General features: G+C 71.2%; 23 protein-coding genes and 1 pseudogene. 13 read left to right on the top strand and 11 right to left on the bottom strand.

What is annotated here, in order from left to right; translation table 11 throughout:
• Window positions 1–10 precede the first annotated feature (10 nt).
• The 4 genes from IMZ11_RS28320 to IMZ11_RS28305 are packed head-to-tail and all read left to right on the top strand — an operon-like array spanning window position 11 to window position 3,429.
• Window positions 11–988 (top strand): ABC transporter substrate-binding protein, encoded by a 978-nt coding sequence (locus tag IMZ11_RS28320; RefSeq protein WP_228645482.1) that lies wholly within the window; start codon window positions 11–13, stop codon window positions 986–988.
• The gene (locus IMZ11_RS28315) at window positions 985–1,815 is read left to right on the top strand and encodes an ABC transporter permease (protein WP_308066855.1); all 831 of its coding nucleotides are present in this window, start codon (window positions 985–987) and stop codon (window positions 1,813–1,815) included. Before IMZ11_RS28320 ends, IMZ11_RS28315 begins: the two co-directional genes overlap by 4 nt.
• A gap of 5 nt (window positions 1,816–1,820) precedes the next feature.
• Entirely contained in the window at window positions 1,821–2,594 is a 774-nt protein-coding gene (locus IMZ11_RS28310; RefSeq protein WP_228645502.1) for an ABC transporter permease, read from the top strand.
• Between the two features lie 52 nt (window positions 2,595–2,646).
• The gene (locus IMZ11_RS28305) at window positions 2,647–3,429 is read left to right on the top strand and encodes an ABC transporter ATP-binding protein (RefSeq protein ID WP_228645500.1); all 783 of its coding nucleotides are present in this window, start codon (window positions 2,647–2,649) and stop codon (window positions 3,427–3,429) included.
• 59 nt (window positions 3,430–3,488) lie between these two features.
• On the opposite strand, the gene IMZ11_RS28300 is transcribed toward IMZ11_RS28305, so the two are convergent.
• The 3 genes and pseudogenes from IMZ11_RS28300 to IMZ11_RS28290 form a co-directional block, all read right to left on the bottom strand.
• Window positions 3,489–4,727 (bottom strand): Cmx/CmrA family chloramphenicol efflux MFS transporter, encoded by a 1,239-nt coding sequence (locus tag IMZ11_RS28300; protein WP_228645481.1) that lies wholly within the window; start codon window positions 4,725–4,727, stop codon window positions 3,489–3,491.
• A 446-nt stretch (window positions 4,728–5,173) separates the two neighbouring features.
• Complete coding sequence (locus tag IMZ11_RS28295) at window positions 5,174–5,692, bottom strand: hypothetical protein (protein ID WP_228645479.1); 519 nt, start codon at window positions 5,690–5,692, stop codon at window positions 5,174–5,176.
• Window positions 5,693–6,375: 683 nt separating this feature from the next.
• A pseudogene (locus tag IMZ11_RS28290) lies at window positions 6,376–6,483 on the bottom strand (response regulator transcription factor); the annotation flags it as partial.
• An 86-nt stretch (window positions 6,484–6,569) separates the two neighbouring features.
• Between IMZ11_RS28290 and IMZ11_RS28285 the strand changes: the two are divergent.
• The 7 genes from IMZ11_RS28285 (at window position 6,570) to fes (ending at window position 14,072) form a co-directional block, all read left to right on the top strand.
• A complete protein-coding gene (locus IMZ11_RS28285; RefSeq protein WP_228645477.1) occupies window positions 6,570–7,898 on the top strand; it encodes a S41 family peptidase in 1,329 nt (442 codons plus the stop codon).
• Window positions 7,899–8,073: 175 nt separating this feature from the next.
• Window positions 8,074–8,958: an alpha/beta fold hydrolase gene (locus IMZ11_RS28280; RefSeq protein WP_228645475.1), complete on the top strand. Its 885-nt coding sequence runs from the start codon at window positions 8,074–8,076 to the stop codon at window positions 8,956–8,958.
• A gap of 243 nt (window positions 8,959–9,201) precedes the next feature.
• Window positions 9,202–10,422: a cytochrome P450 gene (locus IMZ11_RS28275; RefSeq protein WP_228645473.1), complete on the top strand. Its 1,221-nt coding sequence runs from the start codon at window positions 9,202–9,204 to the stop codon at window positions 10,420–10,422.
• A gap of 2 nt (window positions 10,423–10,424) precedes the next feature.
• The gene (locus IMZ11_RS28270; protein WP_228645471.1) at window positions 10,425–11,084 is read left to right on the top strand and encodes a TetR/AcrR family transcriptional regulator; all 660 of its coding nucleotides are present in this window, start codon (window positions 10,425–10,427) and stop codon (window positions 11,082–11,084) included.
• 19 nt (window positions 11,085–11,103) lie between these two features.
• On the top strand, window positions 11,104–11,304 hold the full coding sequence (locus tag IMZ11_RS28265; protein ID WP_228645469.1) for a ferredoxin: 201 nt from the start codon (window positions 11,104–11,106) through the stop codon (window positions 11,302–11,304).
• Window positions 11,301–12,488 (top strand): FAD-dependent oxidoreductase, encoded by a 1,188-nt coding sequence (locus IMZ11_RS28260; protein ID WP_228645468.1) that lies wholly within the window; start codon window positions 11,301–11,303, stop codon window positions 12,486–12,488. Before IMZ11_RS28265 ends, IMZ11_RS28260 begins: the two co-directional genes overlap by 4 nt.
• A 441-nt stretch (window positions 12,489–12,929) precedes the next feature.
• Window positions 12,930–14,072 carry an enterochelin esterase gene (gene fes, locus IMZ11_RS28255; RefSeq protein WP_228645466.1) on the top strand — a complete coding sequence of 381 codons (1,143 nt, stop codon included), beginning with the start codon at window positions 12,930–12,932 and terminating at the stop codon, window positions 14,070–14,072.
• A 24-nt stretch (window positions 14,073–14,096) separates the two neighbouring features.
• Here the strand turns inward: fes and IMZ11_RS28250 are convergent, their stop codons facing one another.
• The 6 genes from IMZ11_RS28250 to IMZ11_RS28225 are packed head-to-tail and all read right to left on the bottom strand — an operon-like array spanning window position 14,097 to window position 19,020.
• On the bottom strand, window positions 14,097–14,843 hold the full coding sequence (locus tag IMZ11_RS28250) for a copper homeostasis protein CutC (protein ID WP_228645464.1): 747 nt from the start codon (window positions 14,841–14,843) through the stop codon (window positions 14,097–14,099).
• Window positions 14,840–15,805: an asparaginase gene (locus IMZ11_RS28245; protein WP_228645462.1), complete on the bottom strand. Its 966-nt coding sequence runs from the start codon at window positions 15,803–15,805 to the stop codon at window positions 14,840–14,842. The genes IMZ11_RS28250 and IMZ11_RS28245 overlap by 4 nt, the downstream gene beginning before the upstream one ends.
• A 52-nt stretch (window positions 15,806–15,857) precedes the next feature.
• Complete coding sequence (locus IMZ11_RS28240; RefSeq protein WP_228645460.1) at window positions 15,858–16,697, bottom strand: amino acid ABC transporter permease; 840 nt, start codon at window positions 16,695–16,697, stop codon at window positions 15,858–15,860.
• On the bottom strand, window positions 16,694–17,338 hold the full coding sequence (locus IMZ11_RS28235) for an amino acid ABC transporter permease (RefSeq protein ID WP_228645459.1): 645 nt from the start codon (window positions 17,336–17,338) through the stop codon (window positions 16,694–16,696). The genes IMZ11_RS28240 and IMZ11_RS28235 overlap by 4 nt, the downstream gene beginning before the upstream one ends.
• The gene (locus IMZ11_RS28230) at window positions 17,338–18,270 is read right to left on the bottom strand and encodes a glutamate ABC transporter substrate-binding protein (RefSeq protein WP_228645457.1); all 933 of its coding nucleotides are present in this window, start codon (window positions 18,268–18,270) and stop codon (window positions 17,338–17,340) included. Before IMZ11_RS28230 ends, IMZ11_RS28235 begins: the two co-directional genes overlap by 1 nt.
• Before the next feature lie 21 nt (window positions 18,271–18,291).
• Window positions 18,292–19,020, bottom strand: coding sequence for an amino acid ABC transporter ATP-binding protein (locus IMZ11_RS28225; RefSeq protein ID WP_228645455.1), 729 nt, complete (start codon window positions 19,018–19,020; stop codon window positions 18,292–18,294).
• Between the two features lie 105 nt (window positions 19,021–19,125).
• Between IMZ11_RS28225 and IMZ11_RS28220 the strand changes: the two genes are divergently transcribed.
• Window positions 19,126–20,295: an ROK family transcriptional regulator gene (locus IMZ11_RS28220; protein WP_228645453.1), complete on the top strand. Its 1,170-nt coding sequence runs from the start codon at window positions 19,126–19,128 to the stop codon at window positions 20,293–20,295.
• A gap of 83 nt (window positions 20,296–20,378) precedes the next feature.
• Here the strand turns inward: IMZ11_RS28220 and IMZ11_RS28215 are convergent, their stop codons facing one another.
• Both IMZ11_RS28215 and IMZ11_RS28210 read right to left on the bottom strand, forming a co-directional pair.
• Window positions 20,379–21,584 (bottom strand): ThiF family adenylyltransferase, encoded by a 1,206-nt coding sequence (locus tag IMZ11_RS28215; RefSeq protein WP_228645451.1) that lies wholly within the window; start codon window positions 21,582–21,584, stop codon window positions 20,379–20,381.
• Between the two features lie 131 nt (window positions 21,585–21,715).
• Complete coding sequence (locus IMZ11_RS28210; protein WP_228645449.1) at window positions 21,716–22,483, bottom strand: GNAT family N-acetyltransferase; 768 nt, start codon at window positions 22,481–22,483, stop codon at window positions 21,716–21,718.
• A 483-nt stretch (window positions 22,484–22,966) separates the two neighbouring features.
• On the opposite strand from IMZ11_RS28210, the gene IMZ11_RS28205 reads away from it, so the two are divergent.
• On the top strand, window positions 22,967–25,978 hold the full coding sequence (locus IMZ11_RS28205) for a tetratricopeptide repeat protein (protein ID WP_228645447.1): 3,012 nt from the start codon (window positions 22,967–22,969) through the stop codon (window positions 25,976–25,978).
• Window positions 25,979–26,144 lie beyond the last annotated feature (166 nt).

Below are 26,144 nucleotides of genomic sequence, written 5' to 3'. Positions count from 1 at the left end.
GAGAAGCACCGTGACCAAAATTCGCGCGGTTCTGGCCGCCGCCTCCGTTCTCTTCCTCACCGCGTGCGGGGGCGGGCAGACCCCTTCCCCGGATGCGTCCGACGCCGGTAAGCCGGCCTCGGCCGGCCTCACCTCGGTGAAGGTCAGCGTGATCCCCATCGTCGACGTGGCGCCGGTCTACCTCGGCGCTCAGGAGGGATTCTTCGCCGAGGAAGGGCTGAAGCTGGAGCTCGTGTCCGCGCAGGGCGGTGCCGCCATCGTCCCCGCCGTCGTCAGCGGTCAGGTGGAGTTCGGGTTCAGCAACTTCACGTCGCTGATCATCGCCCGGTCCAAGGGCCTCCCCCTCAAGGTCGTCACGCCCGGCGCCGGCTCGACGGGTGCCCAGGGCAAGGACTTCGGAGGGGTGGTCGTCAAGGCCGACAGCCCGCTGAAGTCCGCCGCGGACCTCGCCGGGAAGCGCGTCGCGGTCAACACCCTCAACAACATCAACGACACCACGGTCCGGGCCTCGATCCGGGCCGCCGGCGGTGACCCGAAGAACGTCGAATTCGTCGAGCTGCCCTTCCCGGACATGCTCGCCGCGCTGGACAAGGGAAGCGTCGACGCCGTCCAGGTCGTCGAGCCGTTCCTGGCGACCGCCCAGAAGAACGGTGACCGCGTGATCGCGTCGAACTATGTGGACACCGCTCCTGGGCTGGCCATCGCCGGCTACTTCACCTCCGAGCAGACCATCGCCTCCAAGCCCGACCTGGTGAAGCGCTTCACCTCCGCGATGCTGAAGTCCCTGAAGTACGCCTCCGACAACCCGGACGCGGTGCGCAAGGTCCTGCTCACCTACACGAAGATCGATTCGGCTATGGCCGGCTCGCTCACACTCCCCACGTATCCCTCGGAGATCAACCGCGGGTCGCTCGAGACCCTGTCGAAGCTCGCCCTGCAGGACGGCCTGATCCAGACCGCTCCCGATCTCGGCGAGCTCCTTCCGTGACGGTGGCGGTGACGGCGGGCACGCCGGGACGGGGCCGGGGCGGACGCCGTCACCGCCCTCTCCCCGCCTGGATCCTGGGCCTGATCGGCCTGGCCGGGCTGGTGACGGTGGTGGAGCTGGCGCCCCGGGCCGGGCTGGTGGACGAGCGGTTCCTGCCGCCGTTCAGCGACATGGTCTCGGCGCTGGCGGAGCAGGCCGCGACGGCGGAGTTCTGGCAGTCGCTGCTGGAGACGTTGCGCGGTTGGGCGATCGGTCTGTCGATCGCGATGGTCGCGGGCGTGGTGCTGGGAATCCTGATCGGCGGCATCCCGCTGCTGCGGGCGGCGATGAACTCGACGATCGAGTTCCTGCGCCCGATCCCGTCGGTGGCGCTGATCCCGCTGGCCGTGCTGCTGTTCGGCACGGACATGCGGTCGACACTTCTGCTGGTGGTGTACGCCGCCTTCTGGCAGGTGCTGGTGCAGGTTCTGTACGGCGTGCAGGACGTGGACCCGGTCGCCCGGGAGACCGCGCGCTCGTACCGGTTCCGTCCGCTGACCCAGGTGCGCACGGTGATCTGGCCGACCGCGCTGCCGTACATGATGACCGGGTTCCGGCTGGGCGCGGCGGTGGCGTTGATCCTGGAGATCACCGGTGAGCTGATCATCGGGTCGCCCGGGCTCGGCAGGCAGATCGCGGTGGCACAGACCTCCGGCGCGGTGGCGGCGATGTACGCCCTGGTCATCGTGGTCGGTCTGATAGGTGTGGTCGTCAACGTGATCGCGCGCGCCGCCGAGCGCCGGGCGCTGCGTTGGCACCCCTCGATCCGTGGGGAGGTTCCCCGGTGAACACGCTGAGCGCGGGCCGGAAGATCCTGCTGCTGCTGGCCGTGCCGGTACTGCTGGTCGCGGCATGGTGGGTGGCGACGGCGGACAGCACCGACTTCTTCTGGCCGCCGCTGAGCCAGATCGTGGGCACGTTCGGCGAGACCTGGTTCACCGGCCGGTTCACCGCCGATGTGCTGCCCAGTCTGGCCCGGCTGCTCGTGGGCTACCTGGTGGCCGTGGCGCTGGGGGTGGGCCTGGGCACCGCGATCGGTTCCTCGCGTACGCTCCGCGGCCTGCTGGAGCCGGTCCTGGAGTTCTTCCGGGCGATCCCGTCGCCGGTGCTGGTGCCGATCCTGATGCTGTTCGCCGGCATCGGGAACGAGATGAAGGTGCTGGTGATCGTCTCCGGGTGCGTCTGGCCGGTGCTGCTGAACGCGGTGGAGGGTGTGCGCGCGCTGGACGAGGTACTGCGCGACACCGCCCGCTGCTACCGGCTGCGCCCCCACTCGCGGCTCGTCCATCTGGTGCTGCGGGGAGCCAGCCCGCAGATCGCCGCCGGCGCGCGGCAGGCGCTGTCCATCGGGATCATCCTGATGGTGATCAGCGAGATGTTCGCCGCGAGCAACGGCGTGGGCTTCACCATCATCCAGTTCCAGCGCAGCTTCGCGATCCCGCAGATGTGGACCGGGATCATCATGCTCGGGCTGATCGGCATCGCCCTGTCGGTGATCTTCCGGGCGGCGGAGGCCCGGGTGCTGAGCTGGTACACCGGTCTGCGCATGTCACAGCGAGAGGGCTGAGATGACCACCGCACCCATCGGCGCCGCCGCGCGCCCGGAGAGCTCCACCACGATGCTGGACGTCCGCAACCTGAAGAAGGTCTACGAGGGCAGGGGCCGCAGCGTGGAGGCGGTCCGCGACCTGACCTTCACCATCGCGTCCGGCGAACTCGTCTGCATCGTCGGGCCCTCCGGCGCCGGCAAGACCACCCTGCTGAGATGCATCGCGGGGCTGCTGGACAGCACCGCCGGTGAGGTGGTGCTCGAAGGTGAGAGGGTGACCGACCCGCCCCCCGGCATGGCCGTGGTCTTCCAGGAGTACGGCCGCAGCCTGTTCCCCTGGATGACCGTACGGCAGAACGTCGAGCTCCCGCTGAAGGAGAAGAAGGTCCCCAAGGCCGAGCGGCAGCGGCTCGTCCGGGAGGCGCTGGAGGCCGTCGGCCTGGCCGACGCCCAGGGCGCCCATCCCTGGCAGCTGTCGGGAGGCATGCAGCAGCGCGTGGCCATCGCCCGCGCGGTCGCCTACGAACCGCATCTCCTGCTGATGGACGAACCGTTCGCCGCCGTCGACGCCCAGACCCGCGCCGACCTCGAAGACCTCGTCCGCTCCCTGTGGAAGCGCCTCGGGGTCACCGTGCTGTTCGTCACCCATGACATCGACGAGTCCGTCTACCTCGGCCAGCGCGTCATCGTCCTGTCCGACTCGCCGACGGTCGTGCTCGAAGAGGTCACCATCGAGCTGCCGGATGAGCGCGACCAGCTCGTCACCCGCTCCCTGCCCCGCTTTGCCGAGCTCCGGGCCCACGTCTACGAGCTCATCCAGCAGGCCAAGGGCGGCCACCGCCCGGCCTCCTGAGCCGGGAGTGGGCGCGGGTGGCCTGGAACGCCACCCAGACGGCGATCTCCTCGCCGGAGTCAGCGGCCACCCGGGCGAGTGCGTAGCGCGGCCCGGCCGTCTTCCGGCCGGGCCGCTCCACGCCGGCCGCGCGGCGACGGTGCCCGCCGTACGGCCTGGGCGAGGCCCGCCGTGACGAACGCCGCCGCCACCAGCAGGGCGCTGACCCACAGCGGCGAGCGGTAGCCGAGCCCGGCGGCGATGGTGGCGCCGCCGACGGCGGGGCCGACGGCCGCCCCTACGTTGAGAGCCGCGGTCGCGAAGGAGCCGCCGAGCGAGGGCGCCCGGGGCGCCGCGTACAGAACCTGGGCGATCAGGGTCGAGCCGACGGCGAACGACAGGGTCCCCTGGACAACGGTGAGCGGGAACGTGACGATCGGGCTGCCGGCTGTGAGCGCGAAGAGCGCCCATCCGGCGAGCAGGGCGATCCCACCCGGGATCAGGACCAGCATCGGCCGCGTGTCGGACAGGCGGCCGCCGATGGTCACTCCGGCGAACGACCCGAGACCGAACAGCGCCAGCGTCACCGGCACCCAGCCCTCCGAGAAGCCACTCACGTCGGTGACCAGCGGCGTCAGGTACGTGAAGGTGCAGAAGGTGGCGGCGTTCACCAGCGCGGCCAACACAAGAACGACCAGCAGGCGCGGCTCGCGCAGTGCCCGTAGTTCGCGCCGTGCGTGGGGACGGGCCTCGTCCGGGTCGCCGGTCGCCCGCACGGTGTCGGGCACCGAGCGCATCACGGCGACGACGGCGGGCAGGGAGATCAGGGCTACGGCCCAGAACGCCGACCGCCAGCCGAGCGTCTGACCGAGCGCGGCACCGGCGGGCACACCGGCGACGCACGCGAGCGTGATACCGCCGAGCAGGACGGAGGTGGCCCGGCCTTTGGCGTTCTGCGGGACCATGCCGGTCGCCGTCGCGAGCCCCACGGCGAGGAAACCGGCGTTGGCCAGCGCTCCGAGGACCCGGGTCACCAGGAGCACGGAGAAGCTGGTGGTGACCGCGCCGGCGACATGCACGAACATGAACGCGACCAGGAAGACGAGCAGCGCCCGCCTTCGTGGCCAGCGCAGGCTGAGGACCGCCATCAGCGGGGCGCCGACGATCATTCCTGCGGCGAAGGCGGACGTCAGCGCGCCAACGGCCGGGATGGACACATTCAGTTCACTGGCGATGTCCGGAACCAGTCCGGACAGCATGAACTCGGACGTTCCCTGGGCGAATACCGCCAGTCCGAGGATGTAGATGGCGAAGGGCATGAGCGGAAACTCCACGGCCGCGTCGGAAAAGCATCACAAGGGGACGCGGCGCGCCACCACGCAACCCCGAACCGGCCCGTTTTCGGGCGTACATCCAGGGCGCGCGGGCGCTACCGCGTGAAAGGAGAGGCCGGGTTCGGCACGACACCGCGGCACCACGACGGTGGCGGAGGTGGCGGCACTCCCGGAAAGAGTCAGTCCGTACGACGGTGATCCGGCGGCGAGGGTGACGAAAGGGCGCGCGGCCTCAGGGACGGCGCTGCCGCGTGACATCACAGGAAGCCACCGAAGGACCGGTGGCTAGCGTCTTGACGCCTCAGGACTGGACATGGGCCACACCATAGTCAACGCCGGCAAGACCCGTCCACCCGTGTCTCATCCACCACATAAAGGAAACCGACCGGCCCACGGTCACCCGAGCGCGCGTCGGCGACGAATCGGGACGGTCACCCAGAGGCCGGGCCGCTCCAGACCTCGGCGTCGGCGAGGAACGCGTGCGTCGCGTCCCCCGCCACCGGGACGCCGCCGACAGCCAGCGTGCCAGCCGGGCAGGGCATGTAGACGTTGGTCAGCAGGTGCGGGATCCCGCCGAGGTCGAAGTCCTCGACCCGGCAGGCGCGCCGCTCCAGCGGGGGCCCGTCGATCGTCACGGTCACGTCGGCCGCCGAAGCCCGCAGGCCGGCGGTGAGGTCCAGGTCCATGTCCACTGGCGCGACGGTGACCTCGGGCTCGGGCCAGTGCAGGCCCGCCACCTCGGGGAAGTGCCGGGTGAACTCCTCGGCCAGCCAGAGGGCCAGCGTCGGGTCGGGGCCCAGCGCCCTGGTGCGGCCCTCATGCCACAGCACGACCGCCCTGCCGCTCCCGGCCTGCGACCAGTCGGCGCGCCAGACGGAGGCGAACGCCACGCGCCGCCCTCCATCGGAAACTGTCAGGCCGGGGTTGGCGCCGATCAGCCGAATCGACATAGACGCTCCGTCCTCTCGCGTTCGGTCGGGAGCCGCCCGGTGCCGCGGCCGACGACCGGGGCGGTGATCGGCCGGGCGGCCCCAAGGACGGTACAACACCCCGCTATGCGCGGGAGAGTCCGCTTCACCCCTGGCCTGAAGGCCGGAGTAATGCGGGCGAATCCGGGTAGCCGCCGCACCGGTACCGCCTGCTGATCAATGCGGTCGGTGACATGCTCTGAGAGGTGATCGCGCCAGGAGCGGGGAGAACCCAACGGCTACGGTCCCGCGGTCGCCGGCCCCCGTTCCTGAACGTGAAAAGCGCCTTCGGCGGGGCGCTGACAGGACCTTCGGCGCCCGCTGCGCCTCCCGCTCAAAGGCGCTTTTCCTCACGGCGTGTTCATCAGCAGCAGTGGGCCATATCGGCCGACGCGGACGATGCGACGACCACCCCACCGGCAGTGGCGGACACGGCGAACAGCACGGCGGCCGTCAGGCGTAGCAACGTGCGCTTCATGGGATCTCCTTCGTTGGCAACAGTCGGTCACCTCGGTCCGGGAGTGGATCCGTCGGCGACCCCATCCCGGTTCGTAGACGACGATGCGCGGCCGACCCTGGACAAACCTTGCGAACAACCTTGAATCGGCAGATCGGAACCGTTACGCATTCGGCGCCGGTCGCCCGGCCGTCTGAGCGTCGATCCGCGCGGCGGCCCCGTCGTCCACCACGTCGACTGCCATGGCGTGGCGGCGCGACCCCACCGCCACAAGATCGGCCAGGTCTCGTTCGTCTTCGGCCACCGGAACTCGCAGAGCGACGTTCGTACCCGAATCGGGGTAACAGCGGCGTTACGGATCCATTCACGGCCGTGTAACCCGCTTCCGGCCACCATGGCGCCATGATCAAAACCCTCTGCGCCGCCGTCCTGATGGCGGCCTGCTCTATGTCCGCGCCCGCGTCCTCCCCGGCCACCACCTCAGGCGAGCGCTGCGCCGCCGCCACCGCGCCACCTCCGGAGTCGGCGCCGCCGACATCGGTGAGCACGCTCCGGCAGGCGTACTTCTGCGTGCTGGACAACTACTACAGCGGTCCGGCCATGGATCCGAAGGTGCTGCTGAAGAGCGCCTTCTCCGCCTATACCCAGGACCTGATGCGGCGCGACGCCGATCGGGCCGACCTCCGGCTGCCCGAGCTGACCGGGAACCGCGACATCGACTGGGCCGCCTTCGCGAAAGTCCTCGGCGCCGGTGACCTGTCCGCGCTGCGCGCCGCGATCACCGCGATGGTCGCCGGACTGCACGACAACCACGCCCGCGCGGTCAGGCCGACTCCCTCGCCGGAAGGCGGGCCGACCGGAACGGGCATCGTGGGCATATCGGCCCAACAGGGCCAGCAACTCGACCCGGCGGCCAAGCCCCCGTTGTTCATCACCAGCGTCCTGCCCGGCAGCCCCGCCGCCAAGGCCGGCATCAGACCCGGCGACATCATCGTCAAGGCCAACGGCGTGCCGGCGTTCACCGGGAACACCGTGAACCAGAGCATCGTCGAAGCCTTCGCCACCAACCCGGTGAAACTCACGCTCAAGCGCCCTACGACGGGCCGGACCCGCACCGTCGACCTCAAGGAGGGGCCCATAACGAGGCAGGCTACGACGGTGACATCGAAGGCGCTTCCCGGCGGCGTCGTGTACGTCCAACTGCCCGGATTCTTCGAAGGCGCCGCCGACCAGGTCATCGCCAAGCTGAAGGGCAAACCGACGGCAGTGGTCCTCGATCTGCGCGGCAACGGCGGCGGGTCGCCCCGCGAGGTGACGCGACTGCTCGGCGCGTTCGCACACGGCAAGGTCACCAGCTACTTCTGCCCGCTCAAGGGAGACTGCGTGCCCAACCGGACCGACGACACCGTAGCGCTGCTCGGCCTGCGCCTCGTCGTCCTCGCCGACCGGAGATGCGCCTCGGCCTGCGAGGACTTCAGCGCGGCCGTCAAGGACAACAACCTGGGCACCCTCATCGGAACCCGCACCGCGGGAGCCGTCTCCGGCCCCGCCGAAGCCTACCTCCTCAACGACGGCAGCCTCCTGTTGCTGCCCAAGGTCCGGCACCTCGGGCCCGCCCGCGAGACCGTCGACACGATCGGCGTACCGGTCGACCACTACGCCCCCATGACCGCCCTTGATTCGGCCACCGGGCGCGACCCGGGCGTGGCCAAGGCGCTCACGCTTCTTTGACGCCTTCAGGCTCGGGCGGCATGGTCGAGGTGGCGCGTCCGGCTCCTTGAGTCAGGCGCGCCCGGACGCGGTCGGTCAGCGCTGCCAACGCCCCGAGGCCCGCTCGTCGCCACCGCGAATCCGCCCAGAACGAAACAACGATCATGCGGTCCGGCCTGGGCTGTAGTTTCCCGGCATGCGTGAGGTGAGCACCGCGGACGGCCGTCTCCTCGCTGTGGAGGAGTGGGGGGTCCCGGACGGCACCCCGGTCTTCTCCCTGCACGGCAGCCCGATGGGGCGGCTGGCTCGACACCCGGACGACTCCGTGTTCACCGGGCTCGGCATCCGGCTGATCACCTTTGACCGGCCGGGGTTCGGCGGCTCCACCCCACGGCCCGGACGCCGCGTGGCGGACGGCGCCGACGACATCGCCGTCGTCGCCGACACCCTCGGTTTCGACCGCTTCGCCGTCTACGGAGTCTCGGGCGGCGGCCCGCACGCGCTGGCGTTCGCGGCTCGTCACCCCGACCGCGTCACTCGGGTGGCCTCGCTCGCCGCTCTGGCACCGCGCGACGCCGACGGGCTCGACTGGACCGCCGGGATGATGGACGGCAACGTCCGCAGCGCCGCCGTCGCCCTGCAGGACCGCGAGGCGATGGCGGCCCACCTGGGGGCGAACTCGTCCGGCCCGCCGCGGCTGCCCGTGACCGAGGCCGCCGTCCTCACCCGTCCCGAGATCAGTGCCATGCTCGCCGCCGCGTACGCCGAAGCCGTCCGCCCCGGCATCGACGGCTGGGTCGACGACGTCATGGCCCTGTTCGGGAACCCGTGGGGTTTCGACCCCGCGACCATCACCGCGCCGGTCCGGCTCTGGCACGGCGAACTGGACCAGGTCGTACCGGCCGCCCACGCCCGCTGGCTCGGCGCCCGTATCCCGACCGCGACGTTGATCGTCCAGCCCGACGCGGGCCACGCGGGTCACTTCGACGCGACCCCGGCCACTCTGGACTGGCTCCTGAACGGCGACCGCGCGCTCTCCGGCACCCCCATGCCCGGCACGGGGCTCTTTGAGGGCGTTTGATCACAGTCTGGTGCGATTGCATGTGCCTCGCCAGGGTGTGGTGGATTCGCCCTCAGTTTGTTCATGAGCACTGAGCGATTGCCGGATCCGACCCGGCATCGCGCGGCCTGCGTCCCGGCGGCTCACGCGTCTTGGCGGTCGCGGGAACGAACCTTGGCCCAGGCTTTAAGTCAACTGCTTGACTTAAGCTAACCACCCGAGTTGACTGACAGCCAACTGGCAGTCAGACCGGAGGGGGCCGCAGTGAGTCCAGGTGACGGTGAGCAGGTACTGAGCTACCCGATTCCCAGCGAGGCGGCGCTCGAACCGCCGGCGGAGTGGGCGGCGTTGCGGCAGCGGTGCCCGGTGGCGCGAGTGAAGCTGCCCAGTGGCGACGAGGCGACGCTGCTCACCCGCTACGACGACGTCAAGCAGGTGCTGGCCGACCCGCGCTTCACCCGGTTGCTGAACGCGGACGACGCGGCGCGACTGTCGGACAACGAGTCGGGCGGGCTGTTCAGCACCGACATGGCGCAGGTGATCCCCGACAGCGGCGAGGGGCACCAGCGGTGGCGGCGGCTGGTCGGCAAGTGGTTCACGGCCAAGCGGATGGCCGCGCTGCGGCCCGTGATGGCGGAGATGGCCGAGCAGCTCATCGACGACATGATCAAGCATGACCAGCCGGCCGATCTCAAGGCGTGCCTGGGCTTCCCGCTGCCGGTGTACGTGATCTGCGACCTGCTGGGGGTGCCCGCCGCCGACCGGGACAGGTTCGCCTACTGGTCCGACACGCTGCTCAACCTCACCCGCTACGGCCAGACGGAGATCGACGCGGCACAGGCCGAGTTCATCCAGTACATGGCCGACCACGTCGCCGCCAAGCGGGCGCAGCCGAGCGAGGACCTGCTCAGCGAGCTGATCAAGGAGTCGGACGCCGACGGCGGCCGGCTGTCCGACGTCGAACTGCTGGCCACGGGCATGGCGCTGCTGGTGGCCGGGCACGAGACCACGGCGAACATGATCGGCAAGATGGTCGGCATGCTGCTGGCCGACCGCGCCCGATGGGAGCGGTTGCTGGCCGACCGGTCGCTGGTGCGCTCGGCGGTGGAGGAGGCGCTGCGCTTCGACGCCAACCCCGGCTTCGGCATGCCGCGCTATCTCGGCGAGGAGGCCGAGGTCGGCGGGACGGTGCTACCGCGCGGCACGACGGTGATATGCAGCATGGCCGCGGCCAACCGCGACGAGAGTGTCTTCGACGGCGCCGACGAGATGGATCTGGGCCGCAGCCCGAACCCGCACCTGGCCTTCGGCTCCGGGGCGCACTCGTGCCTGGGTCAGGCGCTGGCCCGCACCGAGCTCCAGGTCGTGCTCGAGGTGCTGCTGCGCAGGCTCCCCTCCCTGGAGCTGGCCGTCGCGGCGGAGGACCTGCAGCGGGTGGACGGGCTGGTCGTCGGCGGCCTGCGCGAAGTACTCGTGCGCTGGTAGCCATGACCGACAGGACTGTTCGAGCCGAGCGGGTCAGTGCGACGCGGGAGCAGATTCTGACGGCGGCGGAGCGGTTGTTCGCCGAGCACGGGGTGTTCGCCGTGTCCAACCGCCAGGTCAGCGAGGCCGCCGGACAGGGCAACAACGCCGCGGTCGGCTACCACTTCGGTACGAAAGCGGACCTGGTGCGTGCGATCGTGCGCAAGCACGCCGAGCATATGGAACGCATACGCCGGCGGATGCTGGCCGAGGTCGGCGACTCCGCCGAGCTGCGGGACTGGGTGGCCTGTCTGGTGCACCCGATCACCGAGCATCTGGCCGCCCTCGGCAACCCCACCTGGTTCGCCCGGTTCGGCGCCCAGGTGATGACGGACCCCGCGCTGCGCGCAATCATGATCGACGAGGCTCTCACCTCCCCCACGCTCCTCCAGATCCTCGACGGGCTGAGCCGATGCCTTCCCGAGCTGCCGGTCGAGGTGCGCGCCGAACGCGGGGACATGACGCGTCAGCTGATGATGCACGTGTGCGCCGACCGCGAACGCGCTCTGGCCGACGGCGGTCCGACGCCGCGCTCCAGCTGGCACAGCGCCGGAACCGGACTGGTCGACGCGATCGTCGGGCTGTGGGCGGCGCCCGTCACACCGGACGCGGAGACGACCTGAAACAGAGAGGAACCCCACCATGAAGATCAATGTGGACGAGGCCAAGTGCTGCGGCGCCGGCCAGTGCGTGCTGCTCGCGCCGGAGGTGTTCGACCAGCGCGACGACGACGGTGTCGTGATCCTGCTGGAGGCGGAGCCGTCCGAGCACCTGCACGCGGCGGTGCGCGAGGCCGCCGCCGTCTGCCCCGCGGCCGCCATCGAGCTGAGCGAGAGCGCGTGACCGCTCCCTCCGGCGTTCTGGTGGTCGGCGCCTCCGCCGCCGGGCTGTCCACCGCCGAAGCGTTGCGCCGCAAGGGCTACCAGGGCCGCCTGACCGTCCTGGGCGCCGAGCCGCACCTGCCGTACGACCGGCCGCCGCTGTCCAAACAGGTCCTGGCCGGCGCCTGGGATCCCGAACGTGCTCGGCTGCGGCCGCAGGCGGCCCTGTCGGCGCTGGAGGCCGAGTTCCTTCTCGCCGACCCGGCCGTCGGCCTGGACACCGAGACGCGTACCGTCCACACCGCGTCCGGGCGCGCCCTGCGCGCCGACGCCGTCGTCGTCGCCACGGGACTGCGGCCCCGAACGCTCGCCGGGCAGGCCGGACTGGCCGGGGTCCACACGCTGCGCACGCTGGACGACGCCGTGGCGCTGCGCGCTGACCTGCCGGCTTCCTCGCGGCTCGTGGTCGTCGGTGACGGGGTGCTCGGCGCCGAGATCGCCGCCACCGCGCGAGGCATGGGGCTGGCCGTCACCATGGCCGGTCCCCAACCGGCACCCTTGGCCGGCCAGCTCGGACCGGTGGTCGCGGGACTGCTCGCCGACCTGCACACCGAGCGCGGGGTCCGCCTGCGGCTCGGCGCCGGAGTCAGCGGGCTCACCGGGCATCACGGGCGGGTCACGGGCGTGCGCCTGGACACCGGCGAGGTGCTGCCCGCCGACGTGGTCGTGGTCGCGGTCGGTGCCGACCCGGCGACCGGCTGGCTCACCGGCAGCGGCCTGCGGGTGGACAACGGGCTGGTGTGCGACTCACGCTGCCGCGCGGCCGAGGGCATCTACGCGGCCGGTGACGTGGCCCGCTGGCACCACGTCACACTGGACGCCTTGATCCGGCTGGAGAACCGGACCAACGCCACCGAACAGGCCACCGTCGTCGCGGCCAACATCCTCGGCGACGACCAGCCCTACCGGCCCGTGCCCTACTTCTGGACCGACCAGTTCGACGCCAGGATCCACGTCCACGGGACGCCGTCCGCCGACGCCGAGGTGACCGTCGTGGACGGCGACCTGGCCGGTCGCCGCTTCGTCGCGGTCTACCACCGCGACGAAGCGATCACCGCCGTCCTCGGCTGGAACATGCCCAAGCAGGCCCGCCTGCGCCGCGGGCAGATCGGCGACGCACTCCCCGACCTCGCTCCGGCGCTGTGACAGCGGGCGGAGAATCGGCTTTCCCCTGCTGATCGCCTCCGCCGGCCGGCAGGGCACCGCGTCCTGTCATGCGGTCCCTCCTGGCCGGAGATCGCGACCGGCTCCCGGTCTGACATGGCATGCCCGGAAGGACCGCGAAAGGGCCGGACGCCGGGCGGGTCAGCCGCCGAGCGCCGCGACGAGAACATGGGACGCCCCGTCCGGGATTAGGAAAGCCTTATTTTATTTAGGTTAGCCTCACCTTATGTTTGCGCACCCCGGAGTTCCCGTCTCACCTTCGGGCTGCTCGCGGCGGCGATTCCCGTCCTCGCGGTGGTCCCGATGCTGACCGGCGCGGCCGGATCGCCGTCGACGGCGCCGAGATCCCGGTGGGCGTCGTGACGAGCGTGCTCGGCGGCCCCTTCCTTCTGTGGACCCTGCTCACCGACCGGAGGTCGTGAAATGCCATCAGAGAACCCGACGACGATCACGACGACGAGTCCGGCGGACCACCGGGTGACGCCGCTCGTCGAACCGTCTCCGATCCGGGGGAAGCGTCGCGTGACCTTCCTCTGGCAGGCTGGGTCCCCCGGAGAACGGGCGGTCGTCCTGATCAACACGATCACCGACAGGGACCGGCACGCGGGCGACATCAGCCGCCACGTGATGACCGGGGAGGCGGGCGGCGACCTGCTCACCCTGACCTACGAGCTGGACGAGGACCTGCGCGCCTCGTACCAGATCCTGCCCTGCACTCAGATCCCGGCGACGGACCGGAACTCCTGGCGGCGGGTCATGGAGACCGCGCTGCCCGATCCCGGCAATCCCGAGACCGTCCCCGGGCAGCTCGGCCGCGGCCCCTCCTCCCTGCTGGAACTGCCGCTCGCGCCCGCCCAGCCGTACCGGGCCCGGCGTCCGGGGACGCCGGAGGGACGGATCCACGAGGCCGGGGTCGCGGGACGGCGGGTCTGGGTCTACACCCCGCCCGGGCACGACGCGAGCACGGGCGACCACCCCGTCCTGGTCCTCCTGGACGGGGACACCTGGGCCGGCCGGATCGCGCCGACGCTGGACAACCTGATCGCGGACGGGCGGATACCGCCGGCCGTCGCCGTGCTGCCCGACGCGGTGGACCGGCCGGCCCGGCTGCGCGACATGGCGTGCCACGAGCCGTTCGTCCGTTGGCTGGCCGACGAGCTGCTGCCGTGGGCCGGGCGCGAGTGGGGGGCGACGGCCGATCCCGCCCGCACCGTCATCGCGGGCCAGAGCCTCGGCGGGCTCACCTCCTCGTACGCGGCGCTCATCGCGCCGGAGCGGTTCGGCAACGTGCTCTCGCAGTCGGGGTCGTACTGGTGGAGCGACGAGGATCCGGAGTGGCTGACCCGGCGGTACGCCGGGGCTGCGCGGCTGCCGGTCCGCTTCCACGTGGAGGCGGGCAGGCTCGAATGGCTGCTGCTGGAGGAGAACCGGCGCTTCGCCCGGACGCTCTTCGACAAGGGCTACGACGTGACCTACACCGAGTACAACGGGGGCCACGATCCCGCCTGCTGGCTCGGCGGCCTCGGCGAGGGCCTCGCCTCCCTGGCTTCGAGGTGGTCCCGGTGAACGGCCCGGCGAACTCGAACGCCCTCACGTCCCGGAAGCGGCGATCACGTCACCGACGACGCCGGGCGAGGTGACCCGGCGCGCGTACTCGGGCTGGCGCAGTTCGCCGCCCATGAACGGGTGGGGGTTGCGGTACACGGCGGGGCTGGGGGCGTCCACCAGCGCGGCGAAGTGGATCTCCTTGGCTCCGGTGGCCGCGACCACACGGCGCACGTTGCGCGGGGTGATGCCGCCGCCGGGCATGATGATCATCCGGTCCCCCGCGTGTTCGACGAGCGAGGCGATCAGCGGCGCGCCTTCGAGGGCGGTGGTGTCCTGGCCCGAGGTGAGCACCCGGTCGACGCCCAGCGGGGCGAGCGTGTCGAGTGCGGCGAACGGATCGGCGGTCATGTCGAACGCCCGGTGGAAGGTGACGGAAAGTCCCCCGGCGGCGCCGATGAGCCGCTTGACGACCTCGACGTCCACCTCTCCGGACAGGGTGAGCGCCCCTATCACCACGCCGTGCGCGCCCGCGTTCCCGATGGCCGCCACGTCGCGTTCCATGGCCGCGATCTCGTACTCGTCGTAGACGAAGTCGCCTCCTCTGGGACGGACGATCACATGGACGCGGATCGCCGAGACCGCGGCGATGGTCGCCTCCACCACCCCCAGGGTGGGCGTGAGACCGCCCTCGAACAACGCCGAGCACAGCTCCACCCGATGCGCGCCGGCCCGTTCCGCCGCCAGAGCGCCCGCGGTGCTGTCGATGCAGACCTCGTAGGTAAGGCTCATATCCCCTCCAAAGCGTGGATTTCACCGACGGGGGCGCCCCCGCCCAGCACCGGGACGCGCTCGAAGCCCGCCGCCGCCGTGACGTCGCCGCCCGCCGCCTTCAGCACGGCCAACGCGATGGCGTTCGTCGCCCGAGGGCTGCCGTCGACGACCTTGACCGCTGCCGCGTGTCCTGTGGCCAGAGCGACGACGAGCACCCCCTCGGCCCCGCCCTTCGCCACCGCTCCCGGCAGCGCCCGCATCAGGGAGGTGTTGGGGTGGCCGGTGCCGCCGACGTACTCGGGATGCTCGCGCATCGCGTCGGCGACCGCCCTCGGCGCGGTTCCCGGCTCGGCCAGCACCATGCGCTGGACGGCCAGCGCCAGCCCGGTCAGTGACATCCCGAACAGCGGCGCCCCGCAGCCGTCCACCGCGACGTGGGCCACCTCCTCCCCCGACAGTTCCTCGACCACCTCGCGCACCCTGCGCTGCAGGGGATGCGCCGCGTCGAGGTAGGTGCCGGTCGGCCAGCCGGAGGCCGCGCAGGCGGCGAGCATCGCGGCGTGCTTGCCCGAGCAGTTCATGCGCTCGGCAGACGCGCTCATGCCCTCGCGGATCAGCCCGTGCCGAGTGGCCTCGTCCTCCGGCCAGTCGGCGGGGCAGCGGAGCGCGTCGAACCCGAGCCCCACCGCGTCGAGCATCTCGGCGACCAGCCGTACGTGGACGTCCTCTCCCGTGTGGCTGCCGGCGGCGATGGCCAGGCGGGGCCCGTACAGATCGGCTCCGGCCGAAAGGCACGCCAGCGCCTGCAGCGGTTTGGCCGACGAGCGCGGCAGTATCGGCGCACCGGCCAGGCCGAGGGCGACGGCCGCGGTGCCGTCAGGCGCGAGGCCCACGGCGCTGCCGAAGTGCAGGCTCTCCGTGAATCCGGAACGCACCACCTCGGCGAGCGGGACGAGTCCGGGCACAGACGGTTCGGGCACAGACGGTTCGGGCACAGACGGTTCGGGCCCAGACGGTTCGGGCCCAGACGGTTCAGGCACGGGCGATGCTCCTTCGTGATCGGTCGGCCGCGACTGCGCGGGTCTCCTGAGTACGGGCTTCGAGGACGCGGGCGAGCTTCGACAACGACCCGTTGATCGCCAGGTAGACCAGCGCCACGACGATGTAGGTCTGGATGAGCAGGCCGTTGTAGGCCGCCAGGACCTTGCCGCTGTAGAGCAGTTCGGCGTAGCTGACCACGAAGCCGAGCGACGTGTCCTTCAGCAGGCCGACCGACTGGCTGACGATGGAGGGCAGCACGCGCCGGGCCGCCTGCGGCAGCACGATCATGCGCATGGTCTGGCCGTGCGTGAGCCCGACGGCCAGACCCGCCTCGCCCTGCCCCTTGTCGACGGACAGGATTCCGGCCCGGAAGACCCCCGCGAACGCCGCCGCGTTCGACACCGCGAGCGGCACGACGAGCTTCCAGAACAGGGGCAGGTCCACCCCGTATCGGGGCAGGGCGAACAACACGACGTAGACGAGGAGCAGCGCCGGGATGGTCCGTACGGCCTCGATGTAGGCGGCCGCGGGCAGGCGCACCCAGCGGCGGCGAGACAACCTGCCCAGCGCCAGTGCCAGTCCGGCCGCCATGGCGAGCGCCGCCGCGACGACCGCCGCCAGCACCGTGGACCACAGGCCTCCGAGCAGGTAACGCCACATCGGCCACGTCGCGTACGGCTGCCAGCGCTCCGGATCGAGCTGGCCGCCCGCGGCGAACTGGCGGACGGCCAGCGCGAGGAGCCCCAGGATCGCGACCGTGCCGACCACGGTCGCGATCCGGATCCTACGGCGGGCGCGCGGTCCGGGCGCGTCGAAGAGGAGATCGCTCATCCGGCCGTCACCAACCGTCGTTCGAGCCGGCCGGTGACGAGGCCGACACAGGCGGCGATCAGCGCGTAGGCCAGGCCCGCCCCGACGAAGATCGGGATCGGCTGGGCCTCGATGAGGTTGACGCGGTTGGCCGCCGCGGTCAGGTCGACCACGCCGACGGCCGCCGCGAGCGAGGTGTTCATCGTCAGGGCGATGAAGACGTTGCCCAGCGGCTGGATCACCGTGCGCAGCGCCTGCGGCAGGACCACGTGGCGCAGCGACTGGCCGAAGGTCAGCCCGAGCGCGCGGGCCGCCTCACCCTGGCCGGCGGAGACGGCGTTGACGCCGGAGCGCAGCGCCTCGGCGATGTAGGCGGCCTCGTAGACCGCGATGACCACGACGGCGGTGACCAGCAGATCCGCCTTGATCCCGATCTCCGGCAGGCCGAACACGGCGAGCACCAGGAGCACCAGGAGGGGCAGGTTCTGGAAGGTCTCGACGTACGCGGTGCCGATCCCGCGCAGGACCGCGACCGGGCTGACCCTCATGGAGGTGACGACGAGCCCGAGCACCGCGGCGCCGGCGAACGAGGCCGCGGTGAGCTGGAGCGTCACGACCAGCCCCTCCCAGAACTCGGGAAGGTGATCCAGGAGCACGGACATCAGGAACCCGGAACCGATCCGATCTGCGGCGGGGCCGGGGCCTCGCCCTGGACGACCGTGCCGATGGAGTTCTTCCAGATCCCCTGCCAGACACCGGCGCTCTGGGTCTTCTTCAGCCAGTCGTTGACGAACTTCTTGAACTGGTCGTCACCGTGCTTGAGGCCGATGCCGTACGGATCGGTCGTGAAGGGGCTGCCGACGACCTCCACCGCCGGGTCCTTCTGCGCGTCGGCGATCAGGAGGGTCTCGTCCTGGACGTAGGCGACGCCGCGATCCTGCTTGAGCGCCTGGATGCACTCGGGGTCGCTTCCGAACGTCACGATCTCGGCCTGCGGGGCGAGCTTCTTGATGGCCGGGATGGCCGGGGTGTTGGCTCCCGCGATGACGGTCTTGCCGTTGAGGTCCTCCGGTTTGGCGATGCCCGTCGTCCCCTTCTTGACCGCGATGGTCAGGCCGGACGAGTAGTACGGCCCGGCGAAGGCGACCTGCTCGGCCCGCTCAGGCGTGATCGTGTAGGTCTGGAAGACCACGTCGACGGTGCCGTTGCTCAGCAGCGCCTCACGGGTCTCGGAAGCCGAGTTGACGATCTTCACCTTGGGCTCGCCGATGATGTACGTGGCGAGGGCCTTGCCCATGTCGGCGTCGAATCCCTCGACCTCGCCGGTCACCGGGTTCTGCTGCGACAACAGGGGTGCGTCGAGCGACCCGCCGACGATCAGCTCGCCCCGCTGCTTGATCTTCTCCATCGTGGAGCCGGGCAGGATGTCGGCGGCCGCGGCCACCGGCGCGTTGGCGAGCACACCGGCGCCCTCGGCGGCTCCTCCCGTCTCGCCCGGCACCGCCGGACTACCCGAGCCCGTGCCGGAGCAGGCGGACAGGCCGATCATCGACACGGCGGCGACAGCGGCCACCCGCTTCATGGACACCACCATCGTGCCCACCATCCTTTGCGATCAGTGAGTGAGTACCTTGGCCAGGAAGTCCCTGGCCCGGTCCGTCCTTGGAGCTTCGAAGAACGTGTCCGGCCGGCCTGTCTCGACGATCCGGCCGCCGTCCATGAACACCACGCGGTCGGCGGCCCTGCGGGCGAACCCCATCTCGTGGGTGACGACGACCATGGTCATGCCGTCCGCGGCGAGCCCGGCCATGACGTCGAGGACCTCGCCGACCATCTCGGGGTCGAGCGCCGAGGTGGGCTCGTCGAAGAGCATCACCTTGGGGCGCATGGCGAGCGCCCGGGCGATGGCTGCCCGCTGCTGCTGCCCACCGGACAGGCGTGCGGGCAGCTTGCCGGCCTGCTCGGCGATGCCGACGCGTTCCAGCAGGTCCCGCGCGGTCCGCTCCGCCTCGGCGCGGCCGACGCCGCGCACCTTCATCGGCGCGAGCACGACGTTCTCCAGGACGGTCTTGTGCTGGAAGAGGTTGAAGGACTGGAACACCATCCCGACGTCGGCCCGGAGCCTGGCCAGTTCGCGGCCCTCCTCGGGAACCGGCACTCCGTCGATGCGGATGGTGCCGGAACTCGCGCTCTCCAGCCGGTTCAAGCAGCGGCACAGGGTGGACTTGCCGGATCCCGAGGGGCCGATCACCACGAGGACTTCGCCCTGCGCCACTTCGAGGTCGACATCGTGGAGAACATGATGATCACCGAACCATTTGTTCAGTGCTTGTATCTGGATCATCGGCCATCTTCCTTCGAGATCGAAGATTAAACGGACCGTAATGGACGATTCTCACGCAAGTCAACACATTGCCGCACTAAGTACAGCCGTGGTATTCCTCTGTTCATGTCAGGCAAAGAGCGACTGCCCGTACGAGGGGCTCAAGGAGACCTCCTGCGCCTGGTCGCGGGCGGCCACGCCGAGTCCCGGGCGGAGCTCGCCCGCCTCTCCGGTCTGGCGGCCTCCAGCGTCTCCCTGCGCGTCGAGGAACTGATCGATTCCGGCCTGCTCGTCGAGGAGGGATCCGGAGCCTCCCGCGGCGGGCGGCGGCCACGGCGGCTGCGGCTCAGCCCCACCGCCGGACTGCTGGCGGTGGCCGACCTCGGGGCGCACCACGTCCGCCTCGGCCTGCTCGACCTCAGCGGCACCCCGCTGGTCATCGAGGAGCACCCCTGCGACATCAACCGGGGCCCCGAGGCGGTTCTGGACTGGATGGCGGACGTGTTCGACGAACTGCTGGAGCGCCACGGGAGGGACGGCTCCTCCGTCGTCCCGCTGCGCGGGATCGGCACCGGGATCCCCGGTCCCGTGGACCCGGCCAGCGGTCGCGTGGTGTCCCCCTCGCGCATGCCCGGCTGGAACAACTTCCCCGTCGCCGAGCATCTGGGCAGGCGGTACGACCTGCCGGTCCTCGTGGAGAACGACGCCAACCTCATGGCCATCGGCGAGGCCCGCGCCTGGCCCGGCTGCGACAACCTCATGGTCCTGAAAGCGGGCACCGGCATAGGGTGCGGGGTCATCGTCGAGGGCCGCCTGCACAGGGGACGAGGGGCGGCGGGCGACATCAGCCACGTCCGGGTCAGGACGGACTCCTCCGTCACCTGCTCCTGCGGGCACTCCGACTGCCTGGAGGCCTACGCCAGCGGAGCCGCGCTGATGAGCGCCCTGGCCGAGCAGGGCATCACCGTACGACGGCCCGCGGGCATCGTGACCTCCGTCGACGACGGCGTACCCGAGGCGACGGCGCTGGTCAGGAACGCCGGGCGCCTCATCGGCGAGGTGCTCACCGTGCTGGTGAACTTCTTCAACCCTGACGCCATCGTGGTCGGTGGCAGCCTCTCCGCGGCCGAACCGCTCATCTCCGCGATCCGAGCCGCCGTCTACGAGCGCTGCCTACCTCTCGCCACGCGCGACTTGGAGATCGCCGTCACCCGCGTCGGCCGGGACGCGGCCCTCCTCGGTGCCGGATCCCTCCTCCTGGACGCCGCGCTGGCCTTCGAGTCCACCCACGGCTAGACCGGGGCGTGTCACGTGGATCTCCGCCACGGCGAGTGGGCGGCGCGTAGGCCGAGAAGATCCTTGAACCCGAGTTCTCCGGGTCAACGCCCGTAACCGACCTCCGCACCGGCGACCGTCGAGGGTTCGAGCGCGGGAGCGGACGCGGCGGGATCTCCGTACATCCGATGGTCGTCCGTGACGAGTGTGCCGGGGTCCACGTAGTACCGGCCGGAGGCGACGGGCTCCCCGAGGAGGAGGCGGCGCGCGGCGTCCGTGACGATGCCTCCGCCGAGTGAGACTCCGGAGGCGAGTTGAGGCCAGCTGCTGATCGTCTTGCCGATCTCGGGGAGCGAGGCGACCATGCGCGGGCTCAGCAGCCGTTCACCGAGGAGGGCCAGCACGATGGGGATCTTGTCCTCGGCCGCCAGCCCGTCCAGATCCTCGGCCCGGACGTCGCCCAGCAGGCCGTGGAGGATCGGCCGATCGGGCTCCAGGTCGAAGCGCTCGACGTCCAGAAGACCTCGATCGCTCGTGTCCATGAGCACCGGGATGCCGTGCGCGCGTGCGCGCTCCCGTACGGCGACCTTGACGTGCAGGTCGTCGCACTCCTCGACGAGGAGGTCCAGCTTGCCGCCCGCGAGAAGGAAGTCGTCGACGGTGTCCCGCCGCACCCCGTGCGGGTAGCGCTCGATGTCCAGGTACGGGTTGATCTCGGCCATCTGCCGCGCGGACAGAACGGTCTTCTCCACTCCGAGGTCCGGCAGGCCGGCCCTGATCCGATTGAGGTTCGTCATTTCGAGCGTGTCGAAATCGGCGAGCCGGAAGAAGCCGCCCACACCTTCGAGGGCCATCGTGACCGCCGCCGCGTTGCCGACGGACAGTCCGATGACGCCGATGCGCATGCCGGAGAGGCGTCGCTGCTCGGCGCGAGTGATCTTGTTTCGGTTGCGGTCGGTGCGCAGCTCTCCGAACTCCGCGGCGGGAAGCGCGCGTACGAGTGCGCCGGACCACGGATACCAGACGAACGTGCCGTACCGCGTGAGCTCACGCCCGGCCAGGTGAAGCCGGATCCGCCGGTCCAGTTCTGCGTCGGATCCGCTCACCGCGGGGTCGCGGGCGGCCATCAGCTCGGCCAGCTGCCTCTCCACGGAGTCGTGGACCCGCCGTACGGACCCGGAGCGCAGCAACCGGTGGAGCGCCGCTTCGTCCTCTTCGGCGGAAAGGTCGAAGAGGACGGGACGCCAGTCGGGCGATCCTGGGGATGTGGCGGAGAGTCTGGTCAGCTCGTGCCAGAGTTCGTCATGCATCGGAGTTCCTCGGGGGTGGCGGTGATCGGTGGGAGATGACGGGACCGGCATGACGAGGACAAGCGGGCGATGTCGGGGACCGGCGGGAGATGACGGGGATCGACGTCCATTCCATCGGCCGGCACCCGCTGTCATCGCGAAACGGCGGCCAGTTCCTCTCTGGGACCGTACGGACGCATGGCGCCGGCGAGAGCCGCGACGCCGTCGCGCACGGCGTGCAGAACCTGGGCGCGTGTGGCGAAGCTCAGGAACACCTGCTCGTGCCGGTTCGTCGGCGGGAAGAACCCGTCGACGCACAGAGCGGCGTCCGCCGTCCCGTAGGCGGATGTCAGGACCGCCTTGTCGGCGATCTTCCGGAACGAGACCCACGTGTCCCAGTCGGCCGCGAACCGGTCGAGTACGGCTCCGCGAGCGAGGCGCGCCAGTATGGTCGAGAGGCCCTTCCCGCGGAACTCCGGGTGGATCCACAGACCGCCGACGTGCCCGACCCTCCCGGCCAGCGTGGGAAACGTCGCCGGGAGAACCAGCCGGAGCCCGTCCGGCATGCCGGCGGGAACCGGATCGAACCACAGTTTCAACGACCTGACCAGCATGGTGAAGTCCGTGGTCTCGAACACCCGGCCCGCGATGCAGGCGACGGTTCCGCCCGTCTCGTCACGGACCCACAGACAGAGGCTCTCGCCGGGCGCCACCTTGCCGCACCCGGGATCGAACGTCGGGTTGACCCCGTCCGTGCCCGCGGCGCTCCTCATATGGGACGCCCAGCGGGCCAGGTCGTCGCTCAGGAACAGACGCAGTCCGCGGATGCCCGACAGTTCGACGCAGGTGGCCGCCAGTTCCCGGACCTCGGCGAGGCGGAAAGCCGCTTCGACGGTGGATGGATTCAACGACAATTCCATGACTGCCCCTCAGGCATGCGGATGTACGGGTGACGCCGTGTACTCGTCGAGGACGGTAGTGGCGGCATGTCAGAGCCGGATCCGAGTCGTCTCAAGGTCGGCGGCGTCGCCCTCATCACGGGCGGGACGGTCCACGCGGCCACATCCGCGTCACCGCCCAGGTTTTCACGTGGGCATCGGTTTTCAAGCGCACAGCAATCGAATAGCCGTATATACGAAACCTCTGACACGCCCCCTGCACAACTCCATCCACCGCCGCGGCGAGCCCGCCTTCACGATCGAGCGATCTGGACACCACATGACGTCGGCCATCCCATGCCACTGGAGCGATCACGCGGAATCCGGGGATCATCCGCGGCGGGTCCTCCCCACGCGTCCAGCCGGGCACTCGGCCGGACGCTCGGCCGGGCGCTCCCGTCCCGCGGCCGATGCGGCGGCCGGGATGCACCGGACCCCGTACTCCACGGCGATCGGAGCGGCCAGATGAACCGGACGGCGACGAGCCCGCCGAACGCGCGCTGCACACTCGTGATCGCGGCGGCCGGCTACGGCAAGACCGAGACGCTGCACCGCTGGTTACGCGGCCACCGCGCGAGCTGGCATTCCGCGGTGGTTCCCGACCTCGGCGACGAGGACGTGGCGGTACTCGACGATCTGCCCGCGGTCCCCGCCGCCGAGCTCAGGGCGTTCGTCGAGCGCGCGGCGCCGAAGACGAGGCTCATGCTCGTCTCACGCCTGCCCCTCCCCGGTCTGGCGGCCGTACCCGGTCTGCGGATGATCGGCCCGGCCGATCTCGCGCTGCCTCCGGCGAGGGTGGCCGCGATCCTGCGGGAACAGTACGGCGTGCACGACGCGAACCTGGCCAGAAGGGTCCACGGCCTGACCGCGGGCTGGCCCGCCCTCGTCCACCTGACCGGCGCGCGACTGGTCACGGCGGCTCCCACTCCCGCCGAACTCCTGCCCGCCAGCATCGCGGGCCCGGGAACCGCACCCTTCGGATTCGTGGAGACGGAGGTGCTCGCGCCCTTCGAGCCCGGCACGCGCCGGCTGCTGCGCGCCATCGCGCATCTGGGCCCCGTCTCCGCCGGGCTCTGCCGCGCGTTGGGCGTCGACAGTCCGGAGCCGGCGCTCGACCTGTTGCTCAGAACCGGCCTGCTCGTCCCGACGCACAACACGGCCGCCCGCCCACACGACGATCCGCGGTGGGCGCCCACGTACCGGCTGGTGCCGTTGGTGGCCGAGGTGGTCCGGACCCGCTGGCCGCTCTCCGAGGCGAAGCGCCATCGACTGCTTCGCGACGCCGCGGGCTGGTACGAGCGCATGCGGATGATCGGGGCGGCGGTCACCGCCCGCCGGCACGCCGCGGACCACTCCGGCTTCCTTCGCGTCCTCCGGGAGCACGGTCGCGAAGGGATCGCGGAGGGCTCCGCCGCGGCGGTCGGCGACGCGATCCGTTCGCTTCCGCCGGCGTCGCGCGACCGGGAACTCCGCCTCCTGCTCGGGCAGGCGCTGACCGTGACGGGTCACTTCGACGAGGCGCTCGCCACGTTCGCCGCCGACGCGGACCGCCTCGACGCGGGACTCGCCTGGCGGCTCGGCACGGTGCACTACCTGCGCGCGCGCCCCCATGCCGCGATAGAGACCTTCGAGCGGGTGGAGCTCCCGGAGGTGGAGGGCGTCGACGAGGCGATGCTCCACGCGTCGCATGCCCTCGCCCGCTGGATGATCGGCGATCTCGTGCGATCCGGCGAGTTGTCCGAGCGGGCGCTCGCCGTCGCCGGCCGCGGCGACGACACCGCGGCCGCGGCCATGGCCCACACGGCCCTGGCGATGCACGCGACGCTGTCCGGGGACCCGGTCGCCAACGCGGAGCACTACGAGCGCGCGCTCGGGCTCGCGGAACGAGCCGGAGACGTCGTCCAGGTCTCGCGCGTCCGCGCCAACCGCGCCGGGCTGTTACTCAACGAGGGCAGCTACCCGGAGGCGCTCGCCGAAGCGCTCGCGGCGGCGGCTCTCGCGGAGACGTGCGACGCGATGGCGGTTCTCCCCGTCGCCCTGTGCAACGCCGGTGAGGCGCTCACCCTGCTCGGCCGGATCGAGGAGGCGTCCGATCTGTTCGGGTACGCCGTGTCGCTCTACCAGCGGCTCGGCTCGGCCAAGGTGGCCTACCCGTTGCTCGGGCTGGCCGACATCCACCACTGGCGAGGGCAGCACCAGCTCGCCCGCGCCGCCTACGAGGAAGCGGTACGGATCGCCGAACCGACGGGCGACCTGCAGGCTCTCGTGCCCGCGCTGTCGGGTCTCGCGCTGGTGCTGTGCCGTGATGACCCGGGTACGGCGGAGCGCCTCGCGACCCGCGCCGCCACGATGGCGACGGGGAGACGCGCGGCGCGGGCGCTGATCGTCAGGGGCTGGGTCGCCGTCCTCTCCGGCGATCTGGAATGCGCGGCCGGCATGGCGGGAGAGGCGGCGGATCTCGCGCGCCGCCACCGCGACAAGCCCGCCGTGGCCCAGGCGCTGGAGCTGCACGCCGCGATCGACCCCGCCCAGGCGGCGCACGCGCTCGCCGAGGCCGCCACGACATGGCAGGTCACCGGGGCCACCCTGCACGTCGATCGCCTGCGGGCGATGCGCGGCCGGCTGCCCGACTCCAACGCCGCCGACCGCATCGAGGGGCGGGCCGCCGCCGAGAGGCTCCGGGGGGCGGGCATCCGGCTGATCTCTCCGCTGGCGCCGGAACCTCCCCAGGTGTCGATCTCGACGCTCGGCCGCTTCGAGGTCGTGGTGAACGGCGTCACGCTGCCCCCGTCGGCGTGGCAGTCCAGAAAGGCGCGCGACCTGCTGCGGATCCTCCTCTCCCGGCGTGGCCGGATGACCGGGCGCGAGGAGATCGCCGAGTCGCTGTGGCCGGGCGAGGATTCCGGCAGAGTCGGCCACCGGCTGTCGGTCGCGCTGTCGGTCCTGCGCTCGGTCCTCGATCCCGACCGCCGTGCCGCGACCGATCACTTCATCCGGGCCAGCCCCGGCGCCGTGGCCCTGGACACCTCCCGGGTGACGATCGACGTGGAGGACTTCCTGGAAGAGGCGGAGCACGGTCTGCGCCTTGGGAAGCACGGCCGGGCCGTACTGGCCGGCGTCGAGCGCCACTACACCGGGGACTTCCTGGAGGACGAGCCGTACGAGGAATGGGCGGTCGCCACCCGCGAGCTGGCACGCGCCACCTACCTGCGGGTCGTGCGAGCGCTGGCGCGGCTCGCCGTCGAGGCAAGGGACGTCGACGAGGCGATCCGATGGCTGCTGCGCATCCTCGACCTGTCCCCGTACGACGAGCAGCCGCACCTGGACCTGGTCCGCGTGCTCAGCGACGGGGGCCGGCACGGGGAGGCGCGGCGGGCGTACCAGAGGTACACGGCGGCCATGCGCGCGATCGGGGTCGCTCCGTCGCGGCCGCCCGCGGCCGGGGACCGCGCACGGCCAGACGGGGCGGGGCCCTGACCTCCCGCGACACCGAGGAGGAGACGCGGGGTGTCGGCGCCCCCGGCACCGGGTCATGAGTCCCGCGGGAGTGGGCCAGGCGACGGCTCCGATCGACGCCGGAGAAGCCGAGGAGATCGTATCCGCGGTCGGCGGGTCACCCTTCGAGATGTACCTCCGCCTCTCG

It is taken from the genome of Microtetraspora sp. AC03309 (genome assembly GCF_020826795.1).
GTDB lineage: Bacteria > Actinomycetota > Actinomycetes > Streptosporangiales > Streptosporangiaceae > Microtetraspora > Microtetraspora glauca.
The sequence above is the reverse complement of the archived record's forward strand: the minus strand, read 5'-3'. Positions and strand labels throughout refer to the sequence as shown.